The organism is Streptomyces griseomycini (genome assembly GCF_014203535.1).
Taxonomy (GTDB): Bacteria; Actinomycetota; Actinomycetes; order Streptomycetales; family Streptomycetaceae; genus Streptomyces; species Streptomyces griseomycini.
In genome coordinates this window covers 311952-336018 of record NZ_JACHJI010000003.1, presented here as the reverse complement: position 1 = coordinate 336018, position 24067 = coordinate 311952, and the positions used below count along the sequence as shown (strand labels likewise).

Sequence of the window (24067 nt, the reverse complement as noted above, 5' to 3'; positions counted from 1 at the left end):
CCCGGCCGGGACCGCGTGGTGCCCGGCTCAGCGGCCCAGCCACGCCGTCGTGTCGGGGCCCAGCCGGCCGTCCTCCAGGGGCGCGCTGGTCAGCAGGACCTCGCCCGCGGGGAGGCCGACCGGGTCGGGGGACAGGTTGGTCACGCAGCGCCAGCCGTCGCCGCGGTCGAACTGGAGCACCCCGTCCGGGGTCTCCTCCGCCCAGGTCAGCGTCTCGCCCGAGAGCAGCTTGCGGCGCAGCCGCAGCGCCGTGCGGTACAGCTCCAGGGTCGAGCCCTCGGTCCCGTCCTGGGCCTCGACGGCGTACGCGGCGAAGCCGGGCGGCTGCGGCAACCAGGCGCCGCCCGGGCCGAAGCCGTACGACGGCCCGGTGGCCGTCCACGGCAGCGGCACCCGGCATCCGTCGCGGCCCTTGCGGACCCGCCCCGTCTGCTCCCAGATCGGGTCCTGGAGCACCTCGGTGGGCAGGTCGGCGACCTCGGGCAGGCCGAGTTCCTCGCCCTGGTAGACGTACGCCGAGCCGGGCAGCGCCAGCATCAGCAGGGTGGCGGCGCGGGCCCGGCGCAGTCCCGCGTCCGGGTCGACGGCGGGGGCGCGGCCGCCGGACAGCAGCCAGGCGTTCTCGTCCGTGCCGGGCGGCAGCATCAGGCGGGAGGCGTGGCGGACGACGTCGTGGTTGGAGAGCACCCAGGTCGCCGAGGCACCGGCGGCCCGGGCGGTCGCCAGCGAGTCGGTGATCACCCGGCGGAGCGCGCCGGCGTCCCATGGGGTCTTCAGGTACTCGAAGTTGAAGGCCTGGCCCAGTTCGTCCGGGCGGGCGTACAGCGCGCGGCGGGCACCGGGGACCCAGGCCTCGGCGACGGCCATGCGGGGCGGGGAGTAGGCGTCGAGGATCTTGCGCCAGTCGCGGTAGATCTCGTGCACCTCGTCGCGGTCGTAGAAGGGGTGCGTGCCGGGCGGGAACCCGGCGAGGGCCGCCTCGTCGCTCAGCTCGGGCGCGCCGAGGTCGCGCAGCGGCTCGCCCAGGTCCTTGACGAGGGCGTGCGCGACGTCGACGCGGAAGCCGTCCACGCCCCGGTCGGCCCAGAACCGCAGGGTGGTGCGGGCGTCGGCGCGGACCTCCGGGTGGCCCCAGTTGAGGTCGGGCTGCTCGGCGGCGAACAGGTGCAGGTACCACTGCCCGTCGGGCACCCGCTGCCAGGCGCTGCCGCCGAAGACGGACTGCCAGTCGGTGGGCGGCAGTTCGCCGCCCGGTCCGCGGCCGTCGCGGAAGACGTAGCGGTCGCGGGCCGGGGAGCCGGGGCCGGCGCGCAGCGCCTCCTGGAACCAGACGTGCTGGTGGGAGGTGTGGTTGGGGACGATGTCGACGATCACCTTCAGGCCGAGCCGGTGGGCCTCGGCGACGAGCGCGTCGAAGTCGTCGAGGGTGCCCAGGCGCGGGTCGACGTCGCGCGGGTCGGCGACGTCGTAGCCGCCGTCGGCCAGTTCGGAGGGGTAGAAGGGGCTCAGCCACAGGGCGTCCACGCCCAGAGCGGCGAGGTGGGTGAGGCGGCGGGTGACTCCGCGCAGGTCGCCGAGTCCGTCGCCGTCGGCGTCGGCGAAGCTGCGGGGGTAGACCTGGTAGACGACGGCCTGCCGCCACCAGTCGGGGTCCTTGGAGGAGAGGTCGGGTGTGGCGCCGGGGGCGGGGTGCGGCGGCCGGGGGTCGGGCGTGGTGGGGCGGTCGGTCACGCGGTCTCCTCTGGGTGTGTGCGGGTGCCAGCAGGAATCTGTCCACAACACCGTAAAAGTGAACACACCGACAGAGCGGAGCAAGCCCCTCCGCGTGTGGCGGGGCGTCTTCGACCGCGTTCGCCGGAATCCTTCCGGGCCGCTCGGCGCGGAGGCCGGTGAGCCCGCGGGAGGAACGAGCGGTCGCGGCCCGTCCCCGCACGTCACGCGCGCGTCACCCGGGAGGCCGTCACCCGGGGACCCGGGACCCGTCACCCGGCCCCTCGACCGTCGTCAGGTAGAGCCGCACGTACCGCTCCACGTCCACGTCCAGCCCGACGTCCACCAGCGGCTGCTCGCGCGCGCCCCCGTGGATCTCCGCCTCGCCGACGCGCGGCCGGCGGTCGACCACCGTCTGGCCCCGGGTCGGGCCGGGGGCCAGGGAGACCTCGACGGGGAGCCGGTGGGTGGTCAGCCCCTCCGGGTCGGCGACCGCGCACAGCGCGCCCGCGTCACCGAGGCCGCCGGCGTCCTCGTGCGGGTCGTCGGGGCGGCTGCCGGGCGTGGCCGGGCGGTGGGCGAGCAGTTCGCCGGCCAGCCGGGCGCCGGGTTCGGTGCTCGCGCGCAGCCGGCGCACGTCCGCCGCCGGGACGACGACCCGGGTGAACACGTCCAGCCCGTACATGGTGATCGGCACCCCGGCGGTGAGCAGGATCGCCGCCGCCTCCGGATCGTGCCAGACGTTGAACTCCGCGACCGGCGTGGCGTTCCCGGCGCCCGCCGCACCGCCCATGAAGACGATCCGCTCGATGTTGCGGGTGACCTCGGGATGGGTGCGCAGCAGCAGGGCGACGTTGGTCAGCGGGGCGGTGGGCACCAGGGTCACCGGACGCGGCGAGGCGAGGATCTCGCGGCGCAGCAGGGTCACCGCGTCCACGTCGGCCGGGGTGCGGCGCGGGGCGGGCAGGCCGAGGTCGCCCATGCCGTCGTGGCCGTGGACGTGGCGCGCCGAGCGCGGCGCCTCGATCAGCGGACGCCCGGCGCCCCGGGCCACCGGGACGTCGCCCGCGCCCGCCTGCTCCAGCACGGTCAGCGTGTTGCGGACGACGCCGTCCACGTCCGTGTTCCCGGCCACGCAGGTCACCGCGCGCAGGTCGATCCCCGGGTGGCGCACGGCGAACAGCAGGGCCAGGGCGTCGTCGACACCGGTGTCGCAGTCGACGACCACCGGGATGGGCTGACCGTTCGTCACGGCGGGGCCTCCTTCGGCGCGGGTGCGTGCCTGTGACCTTACGCGGCGTCCCAGAGGGCGGTGCCGCGTCCCGCCGCCCGCTCGGCGATCCGCCGCAGCAGCTCCGCGGCGGGCAGGGTCCCGGGCCGCCGCCCGTCCCTCAGCCGCACGGTGACCGCCCCGTCCGCGGCCTCCCGCTCCCCGAGCACCGCCTGGTACGGCACGAGCCGGGCCCGCCGGATCCGGGCGCCGAGGCCGCCCCGCCCGGGCCCGGCCACCTCGGCACGCAGCCCGAGCTCCCCGGCCCGCCGCACGACGTCGTGCGCCCGCTCCTCCTGCGCCGCGCCCACCGGCAGCACCACCAGCTGCACCGGCGCCAGCCACACCGGGAAGGCGCCGCCGTGCGCCTCCAGCAGGTGCGCCACCACCCGTTCCACGCTGCCGATGACGCTGCGGTGCACCATGACCGGGCGGTGCCGGGCGCCGTCGGGGCCGGTGTAGCGCAGGCCGAAGCGCGCGGGCTGGTGGAAGTCGACCTGCACGGTGGACAGGGTGGACTCCCGGCCCGCCGGGTCCGCGACCTGCACGTCGATCTTGGGACCGTAGAAGGCGGCCTCCCCCTCGACGGCCTCGTACTCCAGGCCGGACGAGTCCAGCGCCTCGCGCAGGAGGGCGGTGGCCCGGTCCCACAGCGCCGGGTCGGCGACGTACTTGCCGCCCGCGCCCGGCAGGGAGAGGCGGTGGCGGGCGGCCCGGATGCCGAGGTCGGCGTAGGCGCGGGAGATGAGTCCGAGGGCGGCGCGGGCCTCCTCCACGGCCTGGTCCGGGGTGCAGAAGACGTGCGCGTCGTTGAGCTGGATGGCCCGTACGCGGGTCAGTCCGCCCAGCACGCCGGACGGCTCGGAGCGGTACATGCCGCCCAACTCCGCGATGCGCAGGGGAAGTTCCCGGTAACTGCGGGAGCGGGAACGGTAGACGAGGGCGTGGTGGGGACAGAGGCTGGGGCGCAGCAGGACCTGTTCGGCGCCGAGTTCCATGGGCGGGAACATGTCGTCGCGGTAGTGGTCCCAGTGCCCGGAGATCTCGTACAGCTCGCGCTTGCCGAGCACGGGCGAGTACACGTGCCGGTACCCGGCCGCGCGCTCCGCCCCGCGGACGTACTCCTCCAGGGCGTGCCGCACGAGGGCGCCGTCGGGGAGCCAGTACGGCAGTCCCGCGCCCATCAGCGGGTCGGTGTCGAACAGGCCGAGTTCGCGGCCGAGGCGTCGGTGGTCGTGCACGGCGGTCTCCTCCGGTCGTGAGGCGAGCACCACGCGCGACGAAGCCCCGGGGCACTCGCCCCGGGGCTTCTCAGTGGTCAGCTGTCAGCGCGCCGGGACGTCCTCCGGCGTCGTCGTGAGCGACGGATCGGCGCGCTTCATGCTCCGGACGGTAGCAAGGGGGCGGGTGGACGGGCGAGCGATTTCCTTGCCGCGGGGCCGCCGCCGGCGCCCGCCTCACCCGGACGGCCCGCCGCGCTGGTGGGGCGGTCGGCCCGGTGGTGCCGTAGGAGCACGCGTCCCGTCCCGCCCCGCCCGGTCCGGCTTCCCCAGGAGGCACCCCGATGACCCATGCCCCGGCCACCGCCCGTGCCCTCCTCGCCTCCGCGCTGTCGGTGACCGCCCTGCTGACCACGGCGGCCTGTTCCGCCGGCGGGCGGGAGACGGCCCTGCCGCTCCCCGCGCCGTACACCTCCTCCGAGGCACCGTCCTCCTCCGCCGCCCCGGCCGTCGAGCAGCCCACGCCCGCGCCGGTGCCGCCCGTGCTGAGCGAGGAGCAGGTCCGGGCGGCGCTGATCACGGAGGCGGACCTGGGGGAGCCGTGGGTGCCGACCCGGGGCGCGGCGACCTGGCGGGACGGCGTGCTCAAGGCGACCACCCGGAACGCCGACTGCCGGCGGCTGCTCGACGCCCTCTACACGGAGGAGTTGTTCGGCGCGCCGACCGGACCGCACGCCGTGGTGGCGCTGGACGACTCCTACAACGACTCCCAGCTGCGCTACCAGGTCTCCGCGCACCGGCCCGCCGACGTGGACCGCGTCCTGGCCTGGCTCGGCACGCTGCCGGAGAAGTGCGAGCGGTTCACGGCGACGAGCGCGCGGGCCGGCGTGCAGGACGTCGAGGTGGAGGAGCTCCCGCTGCCGGAGGCCGGGGACGCGCGGCTGGCCCTGCGGGTCACGATGGCCGGCGAGACGGCCGACGGCGAGCCGACGAACCTCACCGTGGACGTCGCGGCGGTCCGGGTCGGCGAGAACACCATCACCCTCACCAACGGGGGGTTCGGCGCGGTGCTGTACGAGGTCACGCGGGCGGTGGCCGGGCTGGGGGCGGACCGGCTGTCGGAGATCGGACGGCAGGCGCGGGTGCGGGTCTGACGGCGCGCCCGGCGTGCTCAGGGAACGTCGAAGCGCCTGCGGTGCGCCACCACGTCCCGGGCCACGTCGAGGGCGGTGCGGCCGTGGGCGAAGGCGTCACCGCGCAGGCGGGCCAGGGCCTCGTCGGTGCCGACGCCCAGCTGGGCCATGATCATGCCGACGGCCTGGTAGACCTTGTCCTGGTCGGCGGCCAGTCCGCTCAGCCAGGGCTCGCCGTCCTGGAGCTCGTGCTCCTCGCCGTGCGGCAGCGCCATCAGCGCCACCGTCATCACACCGGCCACCAGCCGCGCCACGCGCAGCTGGTCGTCGGTGAGTCCACCGGGGGTTCCGCGGTAGAGGTCGAGCGTGCCGACGCACACGGAGTCACTGCCCAGGGGAAGCGCGTACACGGCCCGCACGCCGGCGTCGAGGGCCTGCTGCGCGAAGACGGGCCAGCGGTGGGCGCAGGGCCCGGCCGCGAGGTCCCGGACCAGTACGGGCGCGCGCGTCTGGAGGGCCCGCCGGCAGGGACCGTCCCCCAGGGTGGCCTGGAGCTGGGCGAGGTACGCGGCGTGCGTGCTGCTCGCGCCGAGCTGCACGGGCATGCCGTCGCTGCGCAGCGACACGCTCGCGCCGTCCACCGGCAGCAGCTCGACGGCCACCGCGCACAGCCGGCCCGGCACCTCGCCGGGCTCGGCACCGCGCACCCGGGCGGCGATCGCGTCGACCGCCCGCTCGTGGCCACGGTCGCCGGGCCCCCGGGAGCGGCCCGGACCCGGGTCGCCGCCAGGGTCGTCCCTGGGACGCACGGCTACCGCCTCCCTCGTACGTCACCGGCCGGCAGGAGCCCCGACTACCCTTCCCGCCCACGCCGAAACGCACCCCCGGCCTCCACCCGCCCCCGCCCCGCGGCCCGCACGCGCCGGGGACACGGAGACCGCGCGAGGAGCACCCGAGGACCTCGGTCCGGGGAGTCCGGGGCCGATCGCACCGGCCCGGCGGGTGCGGCGGGAGCTTCGCGCTCCCGGCCCGCGCACGGCCCGCGCGACGGGCGCTCGGACGAGCCCGCCACCCGCGCCGCTCCGGGCAGGTGACCGGCCCGGGCCGGCCCCGCCGGCGGCCGCGCCGGAGCCCGGCCCCGGGACCTCCGTGGCCGGGCCCCCGCGACAGGCGCACCGGAGCCGCCCCGGCACGACCGACACGGTGCGGCGGACGACCGGGCCGACGGTCCGGGCAGGCCGGGCGGACGGTCCGGGCCCGCGGCCGGGACCACCCGTCCGGCACACCCCCACCTTCACACCGGCGGCTGCGCCGGAGCCGGTCCCAGGGTCGTCGTGCCCGGGGCCGTACGGTGACCGAGACCGGTGCGGTAGGCGTCCAGGGCCGCCTCGACGCGGCCCGTGCGGCGCAGGAGGTCGCCGAGGAGGCGGCACAGGTCGGCCAGGTCGCCGGCGGCGCCGGCCCGTTCCAGCAGGCTCATCGCGCGGACGTAGTGCTCCTCGGCCCGCTCGGTCTCGCGGGCGTCCTCGGCGATGATGCCGAGCAGCCGGTGCGCCGCCGCCGCGTGCACCGCGCCCCGCTCCGGGGAGAGGCCGCCGAGCACGTCCCGCAGCAGGGCCGCCGCCTCCTGCGAGCTGCCGCGCCGGTGCAGCACGTCGGCCAGTTCGACGGTGACCTGGCTGCTGTACAGGGACGCGCGCTTGGCCGACAGCATCTCCAGCGCCTCGCGCATCTCCTTCTCCGCGCGCTCCAGTTCGCCGTTCTGCGCGTGCACGTACCCGCGCATCCAGTGGCAGTTGGCCAGCTCGGTGCGCAACTGCAGTCCCCGGTACAGCTCCGCCGCCTTCGCCAGCGAGGCGTCGGCCTCGGCGACGCGGCCCTCGGCGAGCAGGGTGCGGGCCACCGACCGGTGCATGCGCGCCACCAGCGCGGGGTCCCCGGACTGCGGCGCGAGCGCCAGCGCGAACTCCGCCGCCTGGGCGGCCCGCGCGTGCGCGCCCATGTCCATGTAGGGGCCGATCACCCCGGCGTACAGCAGCAGCAGCGCGTCCGGGTCGTGCAGGCCGCTCCGGTTCAGCTCGTCGATCGTGGACTCCAGCAGGTAGACCGCGTACCGCAGTTCCCCCGCGAGGTAGTGCGCGACGGCCCGTCCGCGCAGTGCCGGCACCCGGGCGGGCAGCGGCGCGTCGGCGAGGCGCTCCTCCGCCCGCTCGAAGTACTCGCGTCCGGTGACCAGTTCGCCCGTCTCCAGCGCGCACTCCCCGAGCCCGAGGAGCGCGGCGGCCTGCTCCTCGACCAGGCCGTGCGCCTCCGCCTCGGCCAGCAGCCCGGCGTACTCCTGCACCGCGGCCTCGGCCTCCCCGACGGCGAGCGTGCGCTGCGCCCCGGTCAGCCGCAGCCGCAGCTCGGTGACGAGCCGGGCCGAGCGCCCGGTCGCCAGTTCGTCGAACCCGACTCCGAGCCGGTCCGCGAGATGGCGCAGGGCGTCGTCGGAGGGGCGTACCCGCCCGGACTCCAGGGTGGAGACGTAGGCGGGCGTGTACACCGGCTCGGCCAGCTGTTTCTGGGTCAGCCCGCGCTCCGTGCGCAGCCTCTGCACCCGGCGTCCGATGGTCCCCGGATCGTCCCGCTCCGGCACGCTCAACTGCCCCGACCCCCCTTGCCGTTCGCGACCGACAGCCCCTAGGTTAAACCGCGAATTAAGCATGCTTAACCCACCGCTGTTGCGAGGTCGCCGTGCTGGAACGCACACGCACCACCGAGCGTTACGCCAGAGGCTTCGCCGCTGCCGTCGCCGCGGTCGCCGCACTGGTCCTGGCGGCCAACGCGGGCCCGGCCAAGGCCGCCCACCCCGAGCCCGGCCCGCGGACCGCGGTCCCGGTGGAAGCGGCGGTCCGCTAGGGCCCCGGTCGGCGGCAACCGGCCGTCACGGCACCGCCGTCACCCGGCGGGAAGGACGCGCCGGGCCCTCAGTTCTGCGTCTGCAACTGCCGCAGCTGCCGTTGCACGTGGTCCAGGGCGCCCTCGCGCCGCCCGGGCACCCGGCTCCGCAGCTCCGCCAGTGCCGGGCCCAGTTCACGGGCCCGCGCCGGATCGCCGATCCGGCCCCACTGGTGGTGCGCCCGGTCCACGGCCGCCTCGACGGCGGGCGCGTCCGCAGCCTGTCCGGCGGCCAGCCGCGTGGTGGCCACCGTCAGCCAGGCGCGGCAGCTGCGCACCGCGTCACCGGCCAGCATCGCCAGGTCCGCCCTGACCTCGGCCCAGTGCAGCGCCTCCTCGGAGGCGGGCCCGTGCGCCAGGCCGGCGGCCTGCTCGAGGCGCGCGGCGAGCGCGTCGGCGTCCGCGTGGCGGCCGGAGCGCACGGCGGCGGTGAGGGCGGCGTGCGGGTCGCCCGGTACGGGACCGCGCTGGGCCAGCACCAGGTCGGCGCCCGTGCTCTCCGGTACGGTCCGGGCCAGCGCCTGCTGGTGCAGTTCCTCGTCCGGCGGGCGCCGCCCGCTGCGCAGGATCGTCGCGACCGCCTTCATGTACGCCGGTTCCGCGACACCGCGGCGGGACGGCGGCGGTGCGACACGGCCGTAGACGGCGTTGTCGCGGCCGCAGTCGAGCGACACCGGTCCCGGGCCCGGCGGCCGGGGCGCGCGCAGTGCCTGCCAGGTCTCCGGGTCGGCGTGCAGGTCGAGGAACAGCGTCGTCGCGCCCGTCGGCCGCAGCCGCAGCTCCTCCCGGAACCAGTGCCAGGGGAACGCCGTGTACCGCACGGTGGACGCGGTCGTCCGGGCCAGCGCCAGGTGCGGCAGCCGCTGGCGGCGGTCGAGCTGGAGCTGGCCGGTGACGTACACGGTCAGCGGTCCGGGGGCGGCGGCCGCCGCGCGCAGCCGGGTCAGCACGGCCTGCGGCTGGAGCGGGTCGGCGAGTTCGACGACGTTCGCGGTGTCGGTGCCGGCGAGCACGGCGGGGGACACCGCCGCGAGGACCGGGAGCACGGACGCCGCGTCCACCAGCCGTCCGCGGCCCAGTGGCGAGGCCGCCAGCAGCAGCACGGTTCCGGGCATGGTCCCTCCCCCTGTCGATCACCTACGGCAGCACGGTAACCGCTGCGGCCGCGCGGGAGGGCCTCAGGACGGGGAACGTCCCCCTTCGGGGCCTTCGGGCCCCGTCGTGCGCCTGCGCCGCACCGCGAGGACCGTGGTGTCGTCGGCCAGGTGACCGCGGCAGTGCCGCAGCGTCGCGTCCCGCACGAAGGCGGCCAACCGGTCCGGCCGGGTGACGCGCGGGTCCTCCGCCACCGCCCGTGCCACGTCGGCGGCGAGGCCGTAGAACGCGCCGTCGGCGTCCCGGGCCTCGGTCACCCCGTCGGTCACCAGCAGCAGCGTCTCGTCGACGGCGACCGGCACCCGGCGCACGTCCGGCGGGTCCGGCACGAGGTCGCCGCAGCCGAGCGGGAGCCCTCCGTCGGCGGGCAGGGACCGTACGCCGTCGGGGCCGACCGCCAGCGGGGGTTCGTGGCCGAGGACGACGACGTCCACCACGTCGGTCCGGTCCGCCGGGAAGCCGAGCAGCACGGCGGTGGCGAACCGGTCGCCCTCGCGCCGGCCGAGGGCCGTGGTGTACTCGCGGTGCCGCAGCATCCGGGTCTCCAGGCGGTCCGCGACGGCCGTCAGCTCCCGCTCGTGGAAGCCGGCCTCGCGGAAGGCGCCGAGCAGCACCGACGCCGTCTCCACCGCGCCCAGCCCCTTGCCCTGGACGTCGCCGACGAGGACCCGGGTGCCGTGCGGACCCGGCTGGATGTCGTAGAAGTCGCCGCCGACGCGGCCCTGGACGTCCGCGGTGAGGTAGACCCCGGCGTGCTCCAGGCCGCCCCAGTCCGGCGGCAGGGGGCGCAGCACGGTGCGGCGGACGGTGTCGGTGACGTCCCGCATGTGCAGCGCGCGGCGCTCCACGCGCACCCGCACCGCGCAGGCCAGCACGGCGAGGAGGCTGCCGACGGCGACGAGGATGAAGTCGGGCAGCCCCGACTGGTACTGGTGCTGCCAGGCGCTGTCCAGGGCCACGTAGACGACGACGGCGAGCACCGCGAACACGGCCGTGCCCCACACCCCGCAGATCGCGGCGGCGATACCGGGCACCAGCACGATCCAGGAGACGGTCCGGAAGTCGCCGCCGGTCGTGAGGTCGATCAGGGCGATGGCGAACAGCAGCAGGAACGGCGGCAGCCAGGCGACACTGCGTCCCCGCACCTGCAGCAGCTCGTGCCGGTGCACGACGTCGCCGCGGCCGGCCCCGGGGAGCCGGTCGCGCGGACCGTGTCCCCCGTCGCCGTGGCTCACCGACCCAGCGAAACACGCGGCCGCACGGCGCGCATCCGGTCCCGACTTGCCGACGGAACCCGGCAGGTGTGCCCTGGTAGGCGGGGGCGAGGAGAGAGGAGTGCGCTCATGGCTCACGCGGCACCCAGGCCCCAGCTCACGAAGTCCGCGGGCGGGCGGCCCCGCGCACCCGACGTCTTCGACGAGCGGACCCACAGGGCCGCACGGGTGGTGGTCCCCCTCCTCCTGGCCCTGGTCTTCGGCTTCTGGGCGGCGGCCAACCGGCGGTACGGCGGGCCCATCACCGGCTGGAACCTCCTGTTCGGTTTCCTCTCCGCGCTCGTGTTCTTCGTCCTCTGCCTGGCCCTCCAGTCCGTCGCCCCGAAGCGGGGGCCCGTCGCGCACGCGGCGCTCTGGGCCGCCTTCTCCGGCAGCGCGGTCGGCTTCCTGGTCAGACAGGCCAACGAGACCCTGCTGCGGTCCGCGTGGCTGGGACTGGTGGTCGCCGCGGGCGTCTTCGTGCTCCTGTTCTACCGCTACTACGCGCGCAAGGACGCCGCGAGGACGCGGGAGGCCACCGAGCCCCGGGACGACACGTCCATGGGACGGGCGGGCCCGTTCGGGTGAGGCCCCGGCGCGGGCCGGGCCGGGCGTGAAGCGCCCGTTCGGCCCGTTCGGCCCGCCCGGTGCACCCGTACGCGCCCCCAGCACTCGCGCGCCCGGCCCCCGACGCCTTGCCTGGAGGGGTGCTCCTCCGCGACGAACCCCTCAGTGACGGCCCCTTCGACGGCGGACGCCCTGGCCGGGCGCGGCCGCGCGCCCGGCTGCGCGACGCCCTGTCGGCGACGCTGGTCGCCCTGGCCTGCCTGCTCGCCCCCTGCGGCGCGCTCGCTGCCTGGGCGGCGTTCGGACTGGCCGACACCGGGCGGTACGTCAGCGCGATGGCACCGCTGGCCGCCGATCCCGACGTGCGCGACGCGGTCGCCGACGCCGTCGGGGACGGAGTCGCGCGGAAGCTGGACGCGGGACCGGCGCACCACGCGATCGGGCCGTTCGTGCGGGACGCGGTGCGCTCGTTCACCCGCACCGAGGCCTTCCGCACGGCGTGGGAGGCGGGGAACCTGGCCGTCCACGACGCGGTGCTGCACGCCGTGCGCGACGACGGGGCCGTCCGGGGACCGGTCACCGTCGACCTCGCCCCCGTCGCCGCGCAGGTGAAACGGCAGCTCGCCGCCGACCACGTGCCGCTGGCCCGGCGCATCCCGGTCGAGCACACCGAGATCGCCGTGGTGCCGGCCGGTGAGGTGGCCGGGCTCCGGAAGGGGTACCACGTCCTGGACGCCGCCGCCTTCTGGCTGCCGCTCGCGACCGTCGTCCTCGCCGTCGCCGGGATCGCCGTCGCCGCCCGCCGCCGCCGCGCGCTCACCGCGACCGGAGTCGGCACGGCCCTGGGCGGCGCCCTGCTCGCCCTCGCGGTCGTCCTCGGCCGCCGCCTCACCCTGGCCGACCTGCCCGACCGCGTCCACCGCCCGGCGGCGGGCGCGGTCTACGACGCCCTCACGGCCGGCCTGCGCACGGTGTCCTGGCTGCTGCTCGCGCTCGGCCTGACGGTGGCCCTCCTCTCCTGGCTGACGGGCCGCCCCGGCCGCCTCCGCCCCGGCCGCCGTTCCGCACCGGCCGCCCGGAACCCGGCTCCGCCCCCGTACCGGAGCCGCGCCTGACCCCGGTTCCGCCCCCGTACCGGAGCCGCGCCTGACCCGGCCCGGCAACCTCGCGTACCCTCCTCTCGTCTTCGAGGGAGGAGTCGGGCACCCCATCCGCGAGCGGAAGGCCGGGACCTTTGGACACTGCGACTGCCGGACCGACGGCCGCCGAGGACCGGGCCGGGCCGCGGAGGAGGGGGCGGCGGCCGGCCGCCTGGTGCGCGGCGCTGCTGTTCGCCGGGGTGAGCGCGGTCGTCGGCTGCCGGATCGCCGACACCGACGGCGTCACCCCCGTGCCGCAGCTCCTCGCCTTCCTGCCCTGGCTGCTCGTGCCCACGGCCGCCGGACTGCTGTTCACCCTGCTCGCCCGGTGGTGGGCCGGCGCCGTGTGGGGCGTGCTCCTGCTCGGCCTGCTGGCCTGGTTCATCGAGCCGTACGGGAAGACGGGCGAGCCGGCGGGGCGGCCCGTCGCCACCCTGCGGGTGCTGACCTCGAACGTGGAGTTCGGGCAGGGCACCGGCTCCCTGATCGGTGCCGTGCGCCGCGAGGAGCCGGACCTCGTGTTCGTCCAGGAGTGCGAGTACACCTGCGACGCCGCGCTGAAGCGGGAGCTGGCGGACGCCTACCCGCACCGGCGGGCCGTGGCGGGCGGGGGCTCCGAGGGCTCCGTCATCCTCAGCCGCTTCCCGCTCCGGGACGCCGACGGCGTCCCCGGCACCATGGGCATGCCCGGCGCCGTCGCCGACGTCGACGGGCACGCCGTACGGCTCCAGCTCGCCCACCCCATGCCGCCGCTCCCCGGCCAGGTGGACCTCTGGCAGCGGGAACTCGGCAGGCTGCGCGCCGTGGCCGCCGCCGACCGGGACACCCCGACCGTGCTCGCCGGGGACTTCAACGCCTCCCAGGACCACGCCGCCTTCCGGCGCATCCTGGACACCGGCCTGCACGACGCGGCCCGGCTGGACGGCGCCGACCGGACGCCCACCTGGCCGGCCCGGACCATGCCGGTGTTCGGCACCCAGATCGACCACGTGCTGGTGTCCGAGGAGTTCGCCGCGGGCCGGGCCCGCTTCCTCGACCTCGCCGGCACCGACCACCGCGCCCTGGTCGTCGACCTCACGCTGCACGCCCCCCGGTGAGCGTGCCCGCGGGCACGCTCACCGGAACCTTGAGACCACAGACCGGGGACCGGGAACCCGGAGACCGGGCCGGGAACCCGGAGCCGGGTCCTAGCGCCCGGACTTCCGCAGCGCCTTCTCGGCCTTGTCCAGCGCGGCGGCGAAGCCGTTCGCCCACAGCTGGTTCACCCGCGACCGCTCCGCGGCGTTGGGGTAGGCGTTGGTGCAGGACGGACCGGGACCGCCGCCGGACATCAGCTCGCTGCACGGCCCCGAGTAGTGGTCCGGCAGGCCGAGCACGTGGCCGGTCTCGTGCGCGGTCACCCGCGTGGAGTTGTAGGTCTGGTTCTGCCGGTAGTCGAGGAAGATGTAGCCGCGGCCGTGACCGTCGGTGGAGGCGTACGAGCCGCGCGGGTCGTTGCCCTCGTAGTACGAGAAGTCGGCTCCCGAGGTGCCGGCCTGGAGTCTCACGTTCGACACCGAGCTGTTCCATATCTGGGTGCTGCGGGCTATCTGCGTGGCGAACGAGGGCGCCCGGGAGGCGTTGTAGACGACGGTGACGGCCGCCGTGCTGTCGGGGGCGGCGGCCCGCTTCTCGGCCGCCGACCTCAGCACGGCCTCGAAGAAGGCGCGGTTGGCCGCGGCCTCCTCGGAGGACCCGTTGTACGCGGCGATCGTGCCGGCGTCGGAGGGGGCGGGCGCCGCCGAGGCGGGGGCCGTGCCGAGGCCGAGTGCCGTGAGGCTCAGACCGGCGGCGGTGAGCACGGACAGGGGCATGCGCATGCGCATCGATGACTCCTCGAGGTGGGGGTGAGTCACGTGTCACCGGTGAGTGTCCGCGTCCGCACGGCGACTGTGATGATGGCAACCGGCGATAGGCCCGCACTATCGCCCCGGATACGTCTCCGTCTGCCCAACTCCGCCGGATCGGCCGGGGTTTGTGCGTCTGGTGAAACCTGAACTTCCGCCTTACCCTCCCAGGGCATGGAGCTTGAGGTCAGGCACCTCAGGGCGCTGTGCGCCATCGCCGACACCGGCAGCCTGCACCGAGCGGCACGCCAACTCGGCGTGGCACAGCCCTCGTTGAGCACCCAGTTGCGGCGCATCGAACAGGAGCTGGGCGGTGCGCTGTTCGTCCGCGCGCACACCGGATGCCGCCCCACCCCGCTGGGCCGGCTGGTCCTCAGCCGCGCCCGCCCGCTCGTGGCCGAACTGAACTCCCTGGTCACCGAGGCCCGCGCCGCCGCCGTCGGCGGACGGCACCTGCGCATCGGCTCCACCGCCAGCCGGGCGCTCGCGGGCTGGCTGCGCCGACTGCGCCGGCACTGCCGGGAGCCCACCCTGCACATGGACGTCTCCGCCAACGCCCTGCTGCGCATGGTGGCCGACGGCCAGCTCGACGTGGCCTTCGTGCACGAGGTGGAGGGCTGCCCCCTGCGCATCCCCCCGACGCTCCGCACGCGCGTCCTCGTCGAGCGCGAGCCGCAGTTCGTCTCCCTGCCGGCCGACCATCCGGCCGCCGCGCACCCGGTCGTCCACCTGTCCGACCTGGCCCGGGACCGCTGGATGATCGACCCGACGGTCGACGGCGAGTGGGACGCCGTGCGCCGCGTCCTGCGCGCCGCCGGTCTCGACCCCCCGGTCCTGCACGGCGACTACCACACCGCCGCGTCCCTGGTCGCCACCGGCGAGGTCGTCACCGTCTGCCAGCCGACCTCGCCCTCCCGCCCCGAGACGGCGGTCCGCCGGCTGCACGGCGACCCGCTCGGGGTGCGGCTGCTGCTGGCGGCCCGGACGGACGCGGAGCTGGAGGGCGTCTACCCCGACCTGGCCGAGGCGTACCGGGAGGTGGCGCACCAGGCGCCGGCGTACCGGGAGTGGCTGGAACGCGGCGGGTCGGGGTCACCCGCGCCGGCCCTCCCGTGACACCTCGACGCCGGGACGCCGTGACCCCGGAACGCCGTGGCGCGTGGCGTCAGACGCCGATGTCCCGCCCGTCCGCGCGCCACACCGCGACCACGGCGGGCCGGACGTAGCTGCCGGGACCGTCGGGCCAGGTGCTGGCCGGCTTCTCCACCGACGCACCGTCGACCTCACCCGGGTGCTGCACGGCGACCAGCACGCGCCGGTCCTGGATGATCGGACCGCAGGTCTCCGCACCGGTCGGCACCGTCAGGAACTGCTTCAGCTCACCGCGCCGGCTGCCGCGCGTGGCGACGCCGAACAGGCCGTCGTGGGAGCCGAGGGCGCTGCCGTCGGTGGAGATCCACAGGTTGCCGTGGTCGTCGAAGGCCACGTTGTCCGGGCAGGAGATCGGGCTGACGGAGTCCTTCGGGAATCCGGCGAAGTACGTCGCCGGGTCCTCCGGGTCGCCCGCGACCAGGAACAGCGACCAGGCGAACTTCGTGCTCTCCGGCCGGTTCCAGCGCTCGGTCAGCTCCAGGACGTGGCCGTGCTTGTTGAGGTTGCGCGGGTTGGCCTCGTCGGCGGCGGCGTGACCGGTCTTGCCGCGGTTGGAGTTGTTGGTGAGGGCGACGTAGACCTTGCCGGTGACCGGGTTGGGCTCGATGTCCTCGGGCCGGTCCATCTTCGTGGCGCCCACCTTGTCGCCGGCGAGGCGCGTGAAGACGAAGACCTCCTCGGCGGTCATGCCCTCGACGTGCGAGACGGCGCCGTCGGCGGTGGCGGTGGCCAGCGGGATCCACTCACCGCTGCCGTCGAACTCCCCGTCCTCCGGGAGCCTGCCGGTGCCGTCGATCTCGAGGGCGGGCGAGTCGCCGGTGAGCCTGGCGACGTACAGCGTGCCCTCGTCGAGCAGCGTCAGGTTGTGCTCGCGCGCCCAGCGGCTGTTGCCGTGCCGCATCCGCTTGCTGCTGACGAACTTGTAGAAGTAGTCGAACCGCTCGTCGTCACCGGAGTACACGACCGGGCGACCGTCGCGCGTCAGCCGCACGGTCGCGGCCTCGTGCTTGAACCGGCCGAGCGCGGTGTGCTTGCGCGGGACGGAGTCCGGGTCGTACGGGTCGAGCTCGACGACGTACCCGAAGCGGTGCACCTCGTTCGGCTCCTGGGCGAGGTCGAACCGCTTGTCGAACCGCTCCCACTTGCGCTCGGTGGCGCCGGTGCCGATCCCGTACCGCTTGTCGGTGGCGCTGCCGCCGTTGGCGAAGTACTGGTTGAAGTTCTCCTCGCCGTGCAGGGTGGTGCCCCAGGGGGTGGTGCCGCCGGAGCAGTTGTTGAGGGTGCCGAGCACCTTGGTGCCGCTCGGGTCGGCGGAGGTCTTCACCAGGTCGGACCCGGCGACGGGCCCGGTGAGCCGGAACTCGGAGGTGGCGGTCAGCCGCCGGTTGAGGTGGTGCCGGGTGACGGGCTTCAGCCCGCCGCCGCGGCGCTCCTCCTCCACCGCGACCACCGCGAGGCCGTGCGCGGCCCAGGCGATCTCCACCTGCTCCCGGGTGGGGTTGTCCGGGTCGTAGTCCCGGAACATGAGGATCTCGTCGGTGTACTCGTGGTTGGCGACGAGCAGCTGCCGGCCGCGCTCGCCGCGCAGCGGGAGCAGCGCGAGGAAGTCGCAGTTGTACCCGAACTGCCCGGCCTGCGCCTTCGCAGTCTGCTTCTCCGGGTCGAAGGCGGGCGCGCCGCGCAGGATGGGCTCGCCCCAGCGGATGACCACGTCCTGCCGGTAGCCCTCCGGCACGGTCACGGCGTCGGCGGTGTTGGGCGCGACGGGCGTGAACCGCAGCCCGCGGGCTCCCTCGGGTTCGCGGTGGCCGTGACCGCCCTTGGCGGCGGGGGCCGCCTGCGCCTCGGGCGCGCCCGCGACGCCGACCGCCCCGGCGCCGGCCGCGGCGACCGTGACGACGGCGGCGGCCCGCATCACGGACCGCCGGCTGAGGGCGCCGGCGATGACGTCACCGACGTACTCGTTGGAACTGGTGTTGGGCACCTCGTGGAAGCAGGCGTCACCACACCGGAAACGACAGGTCATGGCGGACCGGCCGCCGGGGTGCGAACCGGACGGCGTTCCGATCAACGGCAGCAGCTTGCGCACGTGTTCTCTCCTTGGGTGCCCGTGGTGTCAGCGCGACCGTAGGGGCACATATGTGCGGTAGCCGGGCGCCCGGGTGAACGGTGGGTGAACCCGTGGAGTCGTTAAGGGAGTTGCGCGGGCCGGTCGCCCCGTGCCGTCGGCAGGCCGGATGCCGCCCTTGACAGGCGCGCCCGCGGACCCCCGACCCTGCCCAAGATCACCCACGAGGGCCGCTAACCTTACGTGTCCGTCCTGGCCAGGGATTGACGGGCATCAACTCACGCGAAGGGTTGCGCACATGGGCATTCTCACTCTCCTGCGGAACGCGTTCGGACGGTCACGCAAAGCGAGGTCCGCCGAAGCGGAGGGTGCGGCGCAGGCCGCCGAGACGGAGGGCACGGCCGCACAGGCCGCCCCGACGTCGCCCGAGCCGGCCCCGGAGCCCGCCGCGGACACGCCCGCAGCCCCGAACCTCCCGTCCCCGTCCCCCGAGCCCACCCCGCCGTCCCGCACGGCCTCCGTCCCGGAACCCCGCGAGGAGCACGACCTCGTCGCCGCGGCCTTCGACAACGTGTCGGTACCGCGCCCCACCCGATCGGACGACTCCCCGGCCCCGACGACGCCGGAACCGACGGAACCGGAGGCCGCCGCCACGGCCCCCGAGGAGCCGACCGCGGAGGCGCCGACGGCGACGCGGACACCCCCGGCCACCGCCGCGAAGCCCGAGCCCGCCGAGCCCGAGCCCGCCGAGCCCGAGGCCACCGAGGCCGAGCCCGAGGCGAAGCCCGAAGCCGAGGCGAAGCCCGAAGCCGAGGCGAAGCCCGAAGCCGAGGCGAAGCCCGAAGCCGAGGCGAAGCCCGAAGCCGAGGCGAAGCCCGAGCCCGCCGAGCCCGAGACCAAGGCCGAGGCCACCGAGCCCGAGAGCAAGCCGGAAGCCGAAGCAACGCCCGAGCCCGGGGCGGAGCCCGAGAGCAAGCCGGAAGCCGAGGCGAAGCCCGAGCCCGCCGAGCCCAAGAGCGTTGAGACCGAGCCCGAGGCCACCGAGGCCGAGCCCGAGGCGAAGCCCGAGCCCGCCGAGCCCAAGAGCGTTGAGACCGAGCCCGAGGCCACCGAGGCCGAGCCCGAGGCGAAGCCCGAAGCCGAGGCGAAGCCCGAGCCCGAGAGCAAGCCGGAAGCCGAAGCGGCCCCGGAGCCCGAAGCACAGCCCGAGGCCGCCGTCGACCCCGCACCCGAAGCACCGACCGCGGCCACGGAGGCCCCCTCCGAGCCGAAGCCCACCCCGGAAGCCGAGGCAGAAGCCGAGCCCGCCCCCGGGCCCGAGGCGAAGCCCGAAGCCGAGGCGAAGCCCGAAGCCGAAGCAACGCCCGAGCCCGAGGTGTCCGTGGCGCTGGAGTCGCCGGAGGCACCGGAGGCGGAGCAACCCGCCGGGGCGGAGCCGCAGGCCGAGCCCACCCCGGAGCCTGCGGCCGAAGCCGGCCCCGAGCCCGCGGCCGCCGACGGCGAGGACGCCCCGCAGGGGCCACCCGCACCCGACGACGAAAGCCGCACGGGTGGTGCGGGTGGGAACACCACCCCGGCCGAAGGCGAAGCCGAGGCCGCCGGACCCGCCACCCCCGCGAAGCGGATCCGCTCCGCCGCCCCCGCCCTCACCACCGCCTACAAGGCCGCCGCCACCGCCCTCGAGAAGAACGGCCTCACCGGCACCCGCGCCAAGGTCTACCTCGTCCTCGACCGCTCCGCCTCCATGCGCCCGTACTACAAGGACGGCTCCGCGCAGGCCCTCGCCGAGCAGACCCTCGCCCTCGCCGCCCACCTCGACCCCGAGGCCGCGGTCAAGGTCGTCTTCTTCTCCACCGAGCTCGACGGCACCGGCGAGCTCACCCTCACCGACCACGAGAACAAGATCGACACCCTGCACGCCTCCTTCGGCCGCATGGGCCGTACGAGCTACCACGCGGCCGTGGCGGAGGTCCTCGCCCTCCACGACAAGGCGGCCCCCGGCCCCGACACGCCCGCCCTGGTGGTCTTCCAGACGGACGGCGCCCCCGACGCGAAGACCCCGGCCACCCAGGCCCTCACCGGGGCCGCCGAGACCCACCCCGCGGTCTTCTTCTCCTTCGTCGCCTTCGGTGACCCGGAGAACAAGGCCTTCGACTACCTCCGCAAGCTCAAGACCCCCAACACGGCCCACTTCCTCGCCGGCGAGACCCCGAAGGAGCTCACCGACAAGGAGCTCTACGAGGCCGTACTGGCGTCCTGGCGGCCGTAGGGACGCCGCGGGGGAACACCGCGGAGGAACGCGCGACACCCGGGGGCGGACGCGGCAGGGCACCGGAGCCCTCCCGTCCGCCCCCCGGAACGCAGGTGAGTCGATCTTCGCGCGACCAGTAGGATTTCGACCATGGCGGCCACTGGATCCGAGAAGCAGGGGGCGAAGGCGTACTACGTCTCGACCCCCATCTACTACGTCAACGACGCTCCTCACCTGGGCCACGCCTACACGACCGTCGCAGGCGACGTGCTCACCCGCTGGCACCGTCAGCGCGGCGAGAAGGTGTGGTACCTCACCGGCACGGACGAGCACGGTCAGAAGATCATGCGCACGGCCGAGGCGAACGGGGTCACCCCCCAGGCCTGGGCCGACAAGCTCGTCACGGAGGCCTGGAAGCCCCTGTGGGAGCACCTCGACATCGCGAACGACGACTTCATCCGCACCACGCAGAAGCGGCACACCGACCGCGTCCAGGAGTTCGTCCAGGATCTCTACGACAAGGGAGAGATCTACAAGGGCGGCTACGAGGGCCCGTACTGCGTGGGCTGCGAGGAGTACAAGCTCCCCGGCGAGCTGCTCGACGGCGAGGGCGAGCACGCGGGCCAGAAGCTGTGCCCGATCCACAAGAAGCCGGTGGAGATCCTCAAGGAGGAGAACTACTTCTTCAAGCTGAGCGAGTACGGCGACAAGCTGCTCGCCCACTACGAGGCGAACCCCGGCTTCATCCAGCCCGAGTCCGCGCGCAACGAGGTCGTGAACTTCGTCCGCCAGGGCCTGCAGGACCTGTCCATCTCCCGCTCGACGTTCGACTGGGGCGTGCCGGTCCCCTGGGACGACAAGCACGTCATCTACGTGTGGGTCGACGCCCTGCTGAACTACGCCACCGCGGTCGGCTACAACGAGAACCCGGAGAAGTTCGACTCGACCTTCCCCGCCGACGTCCACCTGGTGGGCAAGGACATCCTCCGCTTCCACGCGATCATCTGGCCGGCCATGCTGATGGCGCAGGGCCTCCCGCTGCCGGGGAAGATCGCCGCCAACGGCTGGCTGATGGTCGGCGGCGAGAAGATGAGCAAGTCCAACCTGACCGGCATCAAGCCGCAGGACCTGACCTCGCACTTCGGCGTGGACGCGTACCGCTGGTACTTCCTGCGGGCCATCGCCTTCGGCCAGGACGGCTCCTTCTCCTGGGAGGACTTCTCCGCCCGCTACACCAGCGAGCTGGCCAACGACTACGGCAACCTCGCCTCCCGCGTGGCGGCGATGGTCGGCAAGTACTTCGGCGGCGAGCTGCCGGAGGCGACGGCGTCCGGCGACGCGGAGAAGGCGATCCACGACGGCCTGGCGAAGGCGGTCGCGGAGGCGGACCGGAGGATCGGCGACGAGCTGGACTTCCAGGGCGGCATCCTGGCGGTCTTCGACTTCGTCAAGCAGGTCAACGGCTACATCACCGAGCAGGAGCCCTGGAAGGTCGCCAAGGACGCGTCCGACGAGGGCAGGGCCCGGCTCGCGACGATCCTGTACACGGCCGCCGAGTCGCTCCGCGCGGTCGCCGTGCTGCTCAACCCGATCATGCCGGACACCTCCCGGAAGCTCTGGGACTCCCTCGGTGCCGAGGCCTCCCTCGGCGCCCTCGCGGACCAGAGGGTCCAGGAGGCCGGCACCTGGGGTCTGCTGCCCGCCGGTTCGACGGTCACCAAGGGCGCGGTCCTGTTCCCGCGTCTCGAGGAGAAGCCGACCGCGTAACGCGCTCGCAACAGCAGGGGCCCGGGAGGAGGAGGAACCTTCTCCCGGGCCCCTCCCTTTGCGAAGATCGCGTGAAGGCGGCCGAGGTCCGGCCGCCGCCGCTCACGTGGGGGGTTTCATCCATGGCGCTCTTCGGCAACGCGCACACCGTCGACCCGGCGCAGGCCCAGCAGGACTACGCCCGCCTGCTCGGCCACGGCGAGCAGGTGCACGCCGCGTTCCTGCTGATCCGCGACACCATACTGTTCACCGACCGCCGTCTGATCCTGGTCGACAAGCAGGGCATCACCGGCAAGAAGGTGGAGTACCACTCGGTCCCGTACCGCAGCATCACCCACTTCGCGGTGGAGACCGCCGGCACGTTCGACCTCGACGCCGAACTGAAGATCTGGATCTCCGGCTCCCCGACCCCGCTCCAGAAGACCTTCACCAAGGGCGTCGACATCTACGAGGTCCAGGCGATCCTCACCCAGTTCGTGGCGCGGTAGCCGCCGGCACGGCGCGGACCGGCGGGCCCGGGAACCACCGTTTCCGGGCCCCGGAACGGGCCGGGTAGGGTCCGGAGAATGCCGAGACTCAAGGTCAGCGTCATCGTTCCCGTCTACAACACCGGCCAGTACGTCGACGAGTGCGCGCCGTCGCTGCTCGGGCAGAGCCTGCCGGCCGACGAGTACGAGGTGATCTACGTCGACGACGGGTCGACGGACGACACGCTGGACCGGCTGGAGAAGCTCGCGGCCGGACACCCGAACGTCCAGGTGCACACCCGGCCCAACTCGGGCTGGCCGGGCGCGCCGCGCAACCTCGGCATGGAGCACGCCAGGGGCGAGTACGTGCAGTTCGTCGACCACGACGACAAGCTCGGGACCGAGGCCCTGGAGCGGCTGTACGAGCACGCGAAGCGCAACGGCGCCGACGTGGTGATCGGCAAGATGTCCAGCACGATGGTGCGCCCCCGGCGGCTGTTCCGGCACACGGTCGACGCCTGCACCATCGAGAACGACGAGCTGATGCAGAGCCTGTCGCCGCACAAGATGTTCCGGCGGGCCTTCGTCGAGGAGCACGGGCTGCGGTTCCCGGAGGGGCCGTGGATCCTGGAGGACCTCGCCTTCGTCACCGCCGCCTACCTGAAGGCGGAACGCATATCGATCCTCGCCGACTACCCCTGCTACTACTGGATGAAGCGGGACGACGGCGGCAACAACACCCGCCACCGGTTCAACCCCCGGCACGGGTTCTGGTCCAACTGCCGCACCGTCGTCCGCGGGATCAAGGACGGCACCACCCCCTCCGACGACATCGACGCGCTGCAGAACCGGCTGCTGCACCGCCTGTACCACGTGGAGGTCCTCTCCAGGGCCCGGGAGCCCGAGATCCTGCGCGAGGACCCGGCCGAGCAGCTGCCGCGCTTCGAGGCGGCCCGCGAGCTGGCGCTGGAGGAGTTCCCGCCGGCCGTGCGGGAGGGACTGCCCGCGGTGTCGCGGGTCCGCGCCGGACTGCTGGAGAGCGGTGACTTCGACGGGGCGCGGGCGTTCGCCGAGCACGTCCGCGCGGTGAAGGCGCGCACCGAGATCGGCCCGCTGCGGTGGGAGGACGGCCGCCTGGCCGCCGACATCACGCTGGACCTGCTGCGCGGGGACGGCGAGCCGTTGGTCCTGGTCGAGCGGAACGGCACGTGGTGGCTGGACCCGGAGCTGCTGGACGGCGTGCCGGGCGCCGACGACGGGTACGAGGTGCGCGATCCGTTCCGGCTGGCGTACGCGGAGATCGTGGTCAAGGACCGGGACCGGGAGGACTGGTGGTACCCGGAGGGTGACCTGGAGGTCCGGCTCCGGCCGGCCGGCGACGGAAGGTCGCGGCTGGTCGCGTCCGGGCGGCTGCGCATCGACCCGGAGCGGCTGGCCGGCGGCGGGCCCCTGGGGCGCGGGGTGTACGACGTCTGGGCGTTCGTCCAGCTGCTGGGCATCGACCGGATGGTCCGGGTGACCGGTCAGGGCACCCCGAGCACCCCGGCCGCGGGCCCGGCGCTGACCGGTGGGCGGCTCGCGCTCCCGTACTGGACGGCCGGCGGCCAGCTCGCCCTCGACCTGGACCAGCGGCTGCGCCGGTTCGGCCCCGACACGGCCGGGGCCGCCGCCGCCAACGACGCGCGCGCCGGACGGTCGCTGCCGCTGCCCTACGTGACGGCGGCGTCCGGTGGCCGGGTGCGGGTCAAGGCCGCGGTGTCCGCGCTGACGGTGACCGCCGAGCTGGTTCCCTCCACCGACGGGACGGCGGTGCGGCTGCGCCTGCCCGCCCGCCTCGCGCTTCCGGCCGGACGCCATCCGGTCACCTTCCCGAAGGCGGACGCACCGGTCGCGTACGCCGTCGTCAGCGACGGCGCCCTGCTGCGTCTGGAGGGCCCCGCCTACGTGGCCGGCCCCGGGCGCCGGCTCCTCGACACGGTGGTCGGCGACCCCCGGGTCCGGCGGGTCCGGCGACGGCTGGGCCGGTCACGCTGACCCTTCCCGGCCCGGACGACGGACGACGGAGGGGCCCGGAGCCGCGTGCGGCTCC

Annotated in this window: 19 protein-coding genes; 10 read left to right on the top strand and 9 right to left on the bottom strand. The window is 74.9% G+C overall.

Translation table 11 applies throughout. From position 1 onward, the window contains the following. Positions 1 to 27: 27 nt before the first annotated feature. From FHS37_RS10405 to thrS, 3 genes are all read right to left on the bottom strand, one after another. Entirely contained in the window at positions 28 to 1731 is a 1704-nt protein-coding gene (locus tag FHS37_RS10405) for a glycoside hydrolase family 13 protein (protein ID WP_184819369.1), read from the bottom strand. 229 nt (positions 1732 to 1960) lie between these two features. Continuing rightward, on the bottom strand, positions 1961 to 2962 hold the full coding sequence (locus FHS37_RS10400; RefSeq protein WP_184819367.1) for a nucleoside hydrolase: 1002 nt from the start codon (positions 2960 to 2962) through the stop codon (positions 1961 to 1963). Positions 2963 to 3000: 38 nt separating this feature from the next. Continuing rightward, the gene (gene thrS / locus FHS37_RS10395) at positions 3001 to 4251 is read right to left on the bottom strand and encodes a threonine--tRNA ligase (protein WP_184819365.1); all 1251 of its coding nucleotides are present in this window, start codon (positions 4249 to 4251) and stop codon (positions 3001 to 3003) included. A 293-nt stretch (positions 4252 to 4544) separates the two neighbouring features. On the opposite strand from thrS, the gene FHS37_RS10390 reads away from it, so the two are divergent. After that, the gene (locus FHS37_RS10390) at positions 4545 to 5354 is read left to right on the top strand and encodes a hypothetical protein (protein WP_184819363.1); all 810 of its coding nucleotides are present in this window, start codon (positions 4545 to 4547) and stop codon (positions 5352 to 5354) included. Between the two features lie 17 nt (positions 5355 to 5371). Here the strand turns inward: FHS37_RS10390 and FHS37_RS10385 are convergent, their stop codons facing one another. After that, the gene (locus FHS37_RS10385) at positions 5372 to 6142 is read right to left on the bottom strand and encodes a GAF and ANTAR domain-containing protein (RefSeq protein ID WP_184819361.1); all 771 of its coding nucleotides are present in this window, start codon (positions 6140 to 6142) and stop codon (positions 5372 to 5374) included. A gap of 485 nt (positions 6143 to 6627) precedes the next feature. Continuing rightward, on the bottom strand, positions 6628 to 7971 hold the full coding sequence (locus tag FHS37_RS10380; protein ID WP_184819996.1) for a helix-turn-helix domain-containing protein: 1344 nt from the start codon (positions 7969 to 7971) through the stop codon (positions 6628 to 6630). A 98-nt stretch (positions 7972 to 8069) separates the two neighbouring features. Between FHS37_RS10380 and FHS37_RS10375 the strand changes: the two genes are divergently transcribed. Continuing rightward, positions 8070 to 8234, top strand: a complete 165-nt coding sequence (locus FHS37_RS10375) for a hypothetical protein (RefSeq protein ID WP_184819359.1) — start codon at positions 8070 to 8072, stop codon at positions 8232 to 8234. Between the two features lie 68 nt (positions 8235 to 8302). Here the strand turns inward: FHS37_RS10375 and FHS37_RS10370 are convergent, their stop codons facing one another. Both FHS37_RS10370 and FHS37_RS10365 read right to left on the bottom strand, forming a co-directional pair. After that, a complete protein-coding gene (locus tag FHS37_RS10370) occupies positions 8303 to 9388 on the bottom strand; it encodes a hypothetical protein (RefSeq protein WP_184819357.1) in 1086 nt (361 codons plus the stop codon). A 63-nt stretch (positions 9389 to 9451) separates the two neighbouring features. Then, positions 9452 to 10663 (bottom strand): PP2C family protein-serine/threonine phosphatase, encoded by a 1212-nt coding sequence (locus FHS37_RS10365; RefSeq protein ID WP_184819355.1) that lies wholly within the window; start codon positions 10661 to 10663, stop codon positions 9452 to 9454. A gap of 108 nt (positions 10664 to 10771) precedes the next feature. On the opposite strand from FHS37_RS10365, the gene FHS37_RS10360 reads away from it, so the two are divergent. The 3 genes from FHS37_RS10360 (at position 10772) to FHS37_RS10350 (ending at position 13484) form a co-directional block, all read left to right on the top strand. Then, positions 10772 to 11269: a hypothetical protein gene (locus FHS37_RS10360; protein WP_184819353.1), complete on the top strand. Its 498-nt coding sequence runs from the start codon at positions 10772 to 10774 to the stop codon at positions 11267 to 11269. Between the two features lie 197 nt (positions 11270 to 11466). Continuing rightward, positions 11467 to 12363, top strand: coding sequence for a hypothetical protein (locus FHS37_RS10355; RefSeq protein WP_184819994.1), 897 nt, complete (start codon positions 11467 to 11469; stop codon positions 12361 to 12363). 119 nt (positions 12364 to 12482) lie between these two features. Further along, the gene (locus tag FHS37_RS10350; protein WP_184819352.1) at positions 12483 to 13484 is read left to right on the top strand and encodes an endonuclease/exonuclease/phosphatase family protein; all 1002 of its coding nucleotides are present in this window, start codon (positions 12483 to 12485) and stop codon (positions 13482 to 13484) included. A 90-nt stretch (positions 13485 to 13574) separates the two neighbouring features. Here FHS37_RS10350 and snpA read toward each other — a convergent pair whose 3' ends face one another. Further along, positions 13575 to 14252 carry a snapalysin gene (gene snpA / locus FHS37_RS10345; protein ID WP_184819349.1) on the bottom strand — a complete coding sequence of 226 codons (678 nt, stop codon included), beginning with the start codon at positions 14250 to 14252 and terminating at the stop codon, positions 13575 to 13577. A 195-nt stretch (positions 14253 to 14447) separates the two neighbouring features. Here snpA and FHS37_RS10340 point away from each other — a divergent pair, with 195 nt between their 5' ends. Then, positions 14448 to 15389: a LysR family transcriptional regulator gene (locus FHS37_RS10340; RefSeq protein WP_184819347.1), complete on the top strand. Its 942-nt coding sequence runs from the start codon at positions 14448 to 14450 to the stop codon at positions 15387 to 15389. Positions 15390 to 15438: 49 nt separating this feature from the next. Here the strand turns inward: FHS37_RS10340 and FHS37_RS10335 are convergent, their stop codons facing one another. After that, positions 15439 to 17514: a PhoX family protein gene (locus tag FHS37_RS10335; protein ID WP_184819345.1), complete on the bottom strand. Its 2076-nt coding sequence runs from the start codon at positions 17512 to 17514 to the stop codon at positions 15439 to 15441. Between the two features lie 277 nt (positions 17515 to 17791). On the opposite strand from FHS37_RS10335, the gene FHS37_RS10330 reads away from it, so the two are divergent. From FHS37_RS10330 to FHS37_RS10315, 4 genes are all read left to right on the top strand, one after another. Continuing rightward, positions 17792 to 19762 (top strand): VWA domain-containing protein, encoded by a 1971-nt coding sequence (locus tag FHS37_RS10330; protein ID WP_184819343.1) that lies wholly within the window; start codon positions 17792 to 17794, stop codon positions 19760 to 19762. 132 nt (positions 19763 to 19894) lie between these two features. Then, the gene (gene metG / locus FHS37_RS10325) at positions 19895 to 21511 is read left to right on the top strand and encodes a methionine--tRNA ligase (RefSeq protein ID WP_184819341.1); all 1617 of its coding nucleotides are present in this window, start codon (positions 19895 to 19897) and stop codon (positions 21509 to 21511) included. 122 nt (positions 21512 to 21633) lie between these two features. Next, positions 21634 to 21999 (top strand): PH domain-containing protein, encoded by a 366-nt coding sequence (locus FHS37_RS10320; RefSeq protein ID WP_159534795.1) that lies wholly within the window; start codon positions 21634 to 21636, stop codon positions 21997 to 21999. Positions 22000 to 22077: 78 nt separating this feature from the next. Continuing rightward, positions 22078 to 24012 carry a glycosyltransferase family A protein gene (locus FHS37_RS10315; protein ID WP_184819339.1) on the top strand — a complete coding sequence of 645 codons (1935 nt, stop codon included), beginning with the start codon at positions 22078 to 22080 and terminating at the stop codon, positions 24010 to 24012. The last annotated feature ends 55 nt before the right edge of the window (positions 24013 to 24067 follow it).

Excerpts from the sequence above, each read along its gene's own strand:
- FHS37_RS10390 (WP_184819363.1), top strand. The coding sequence starts at position 4,545 with ATGACCCATGCCCCGGCCACCGCCCGTGCCCTCCTCGCCTCCGCGCTG.
- FHS37_RS10370 (WP_184819357.1), bottom strand. The coding sequence starts at position 9,388 with ATGCCCGGAACCGTGCTGCTGCTGGCGGCCTCGCCACTGGGCCGCGGA.
- FHS37_RS10360 (WP_184819353.1), top strand. The coding sequence starts at position 10,772 with ATGGCTCACGCGGCACCCAGGCCCCAGCTCACGAAGTCCGCGGGCGGG.
- snpA (WP_184819349.1), bottom strand. The coding sequence starts at position 14,252 with ATGCGCATGCGCATGCCCCTGTCCGTGCTCACCGCCGCCGGTCTGAGC.
- FHS37_RS10340 (WP_184819347.1), top strand. The coding sequence starts at position 14,448 with ATGGAGCTTGAGGTCAGGCACCTCAGGGCGCTGTGCGCCATCGCCGAC.
- FHS37_RS10330 (WP_184819343.1), top strand. The coding sequence starts at position 17,792 with ATGGGCATTCTCACTCTCCTGCGGAACGCGTTCGGACGGTCACGCAAA.
- metG (WP_184819341.1), top strand. The coding sequence starts at position 19,895 with ATGGCGGCCACTGGATCCGAGAAGCAGGGGGCGAAGGCGTACTACGTC.
- FHS37_RS10320 (WP_159534795.1), top strand. The coding sequence starts at position 21,634 with ATGGCGCTCTTCGGCAACGCGCACACCGTCGACCCGGCGCAGGCCCAG.
- FHS37_RS10315 (WP_184819339.1), top strand. The coding sequence starts at position 22,078 with ATGCCGAGACTCAAGGTCAGCGTCATCGTTCCCGTCTACAACACCGGC.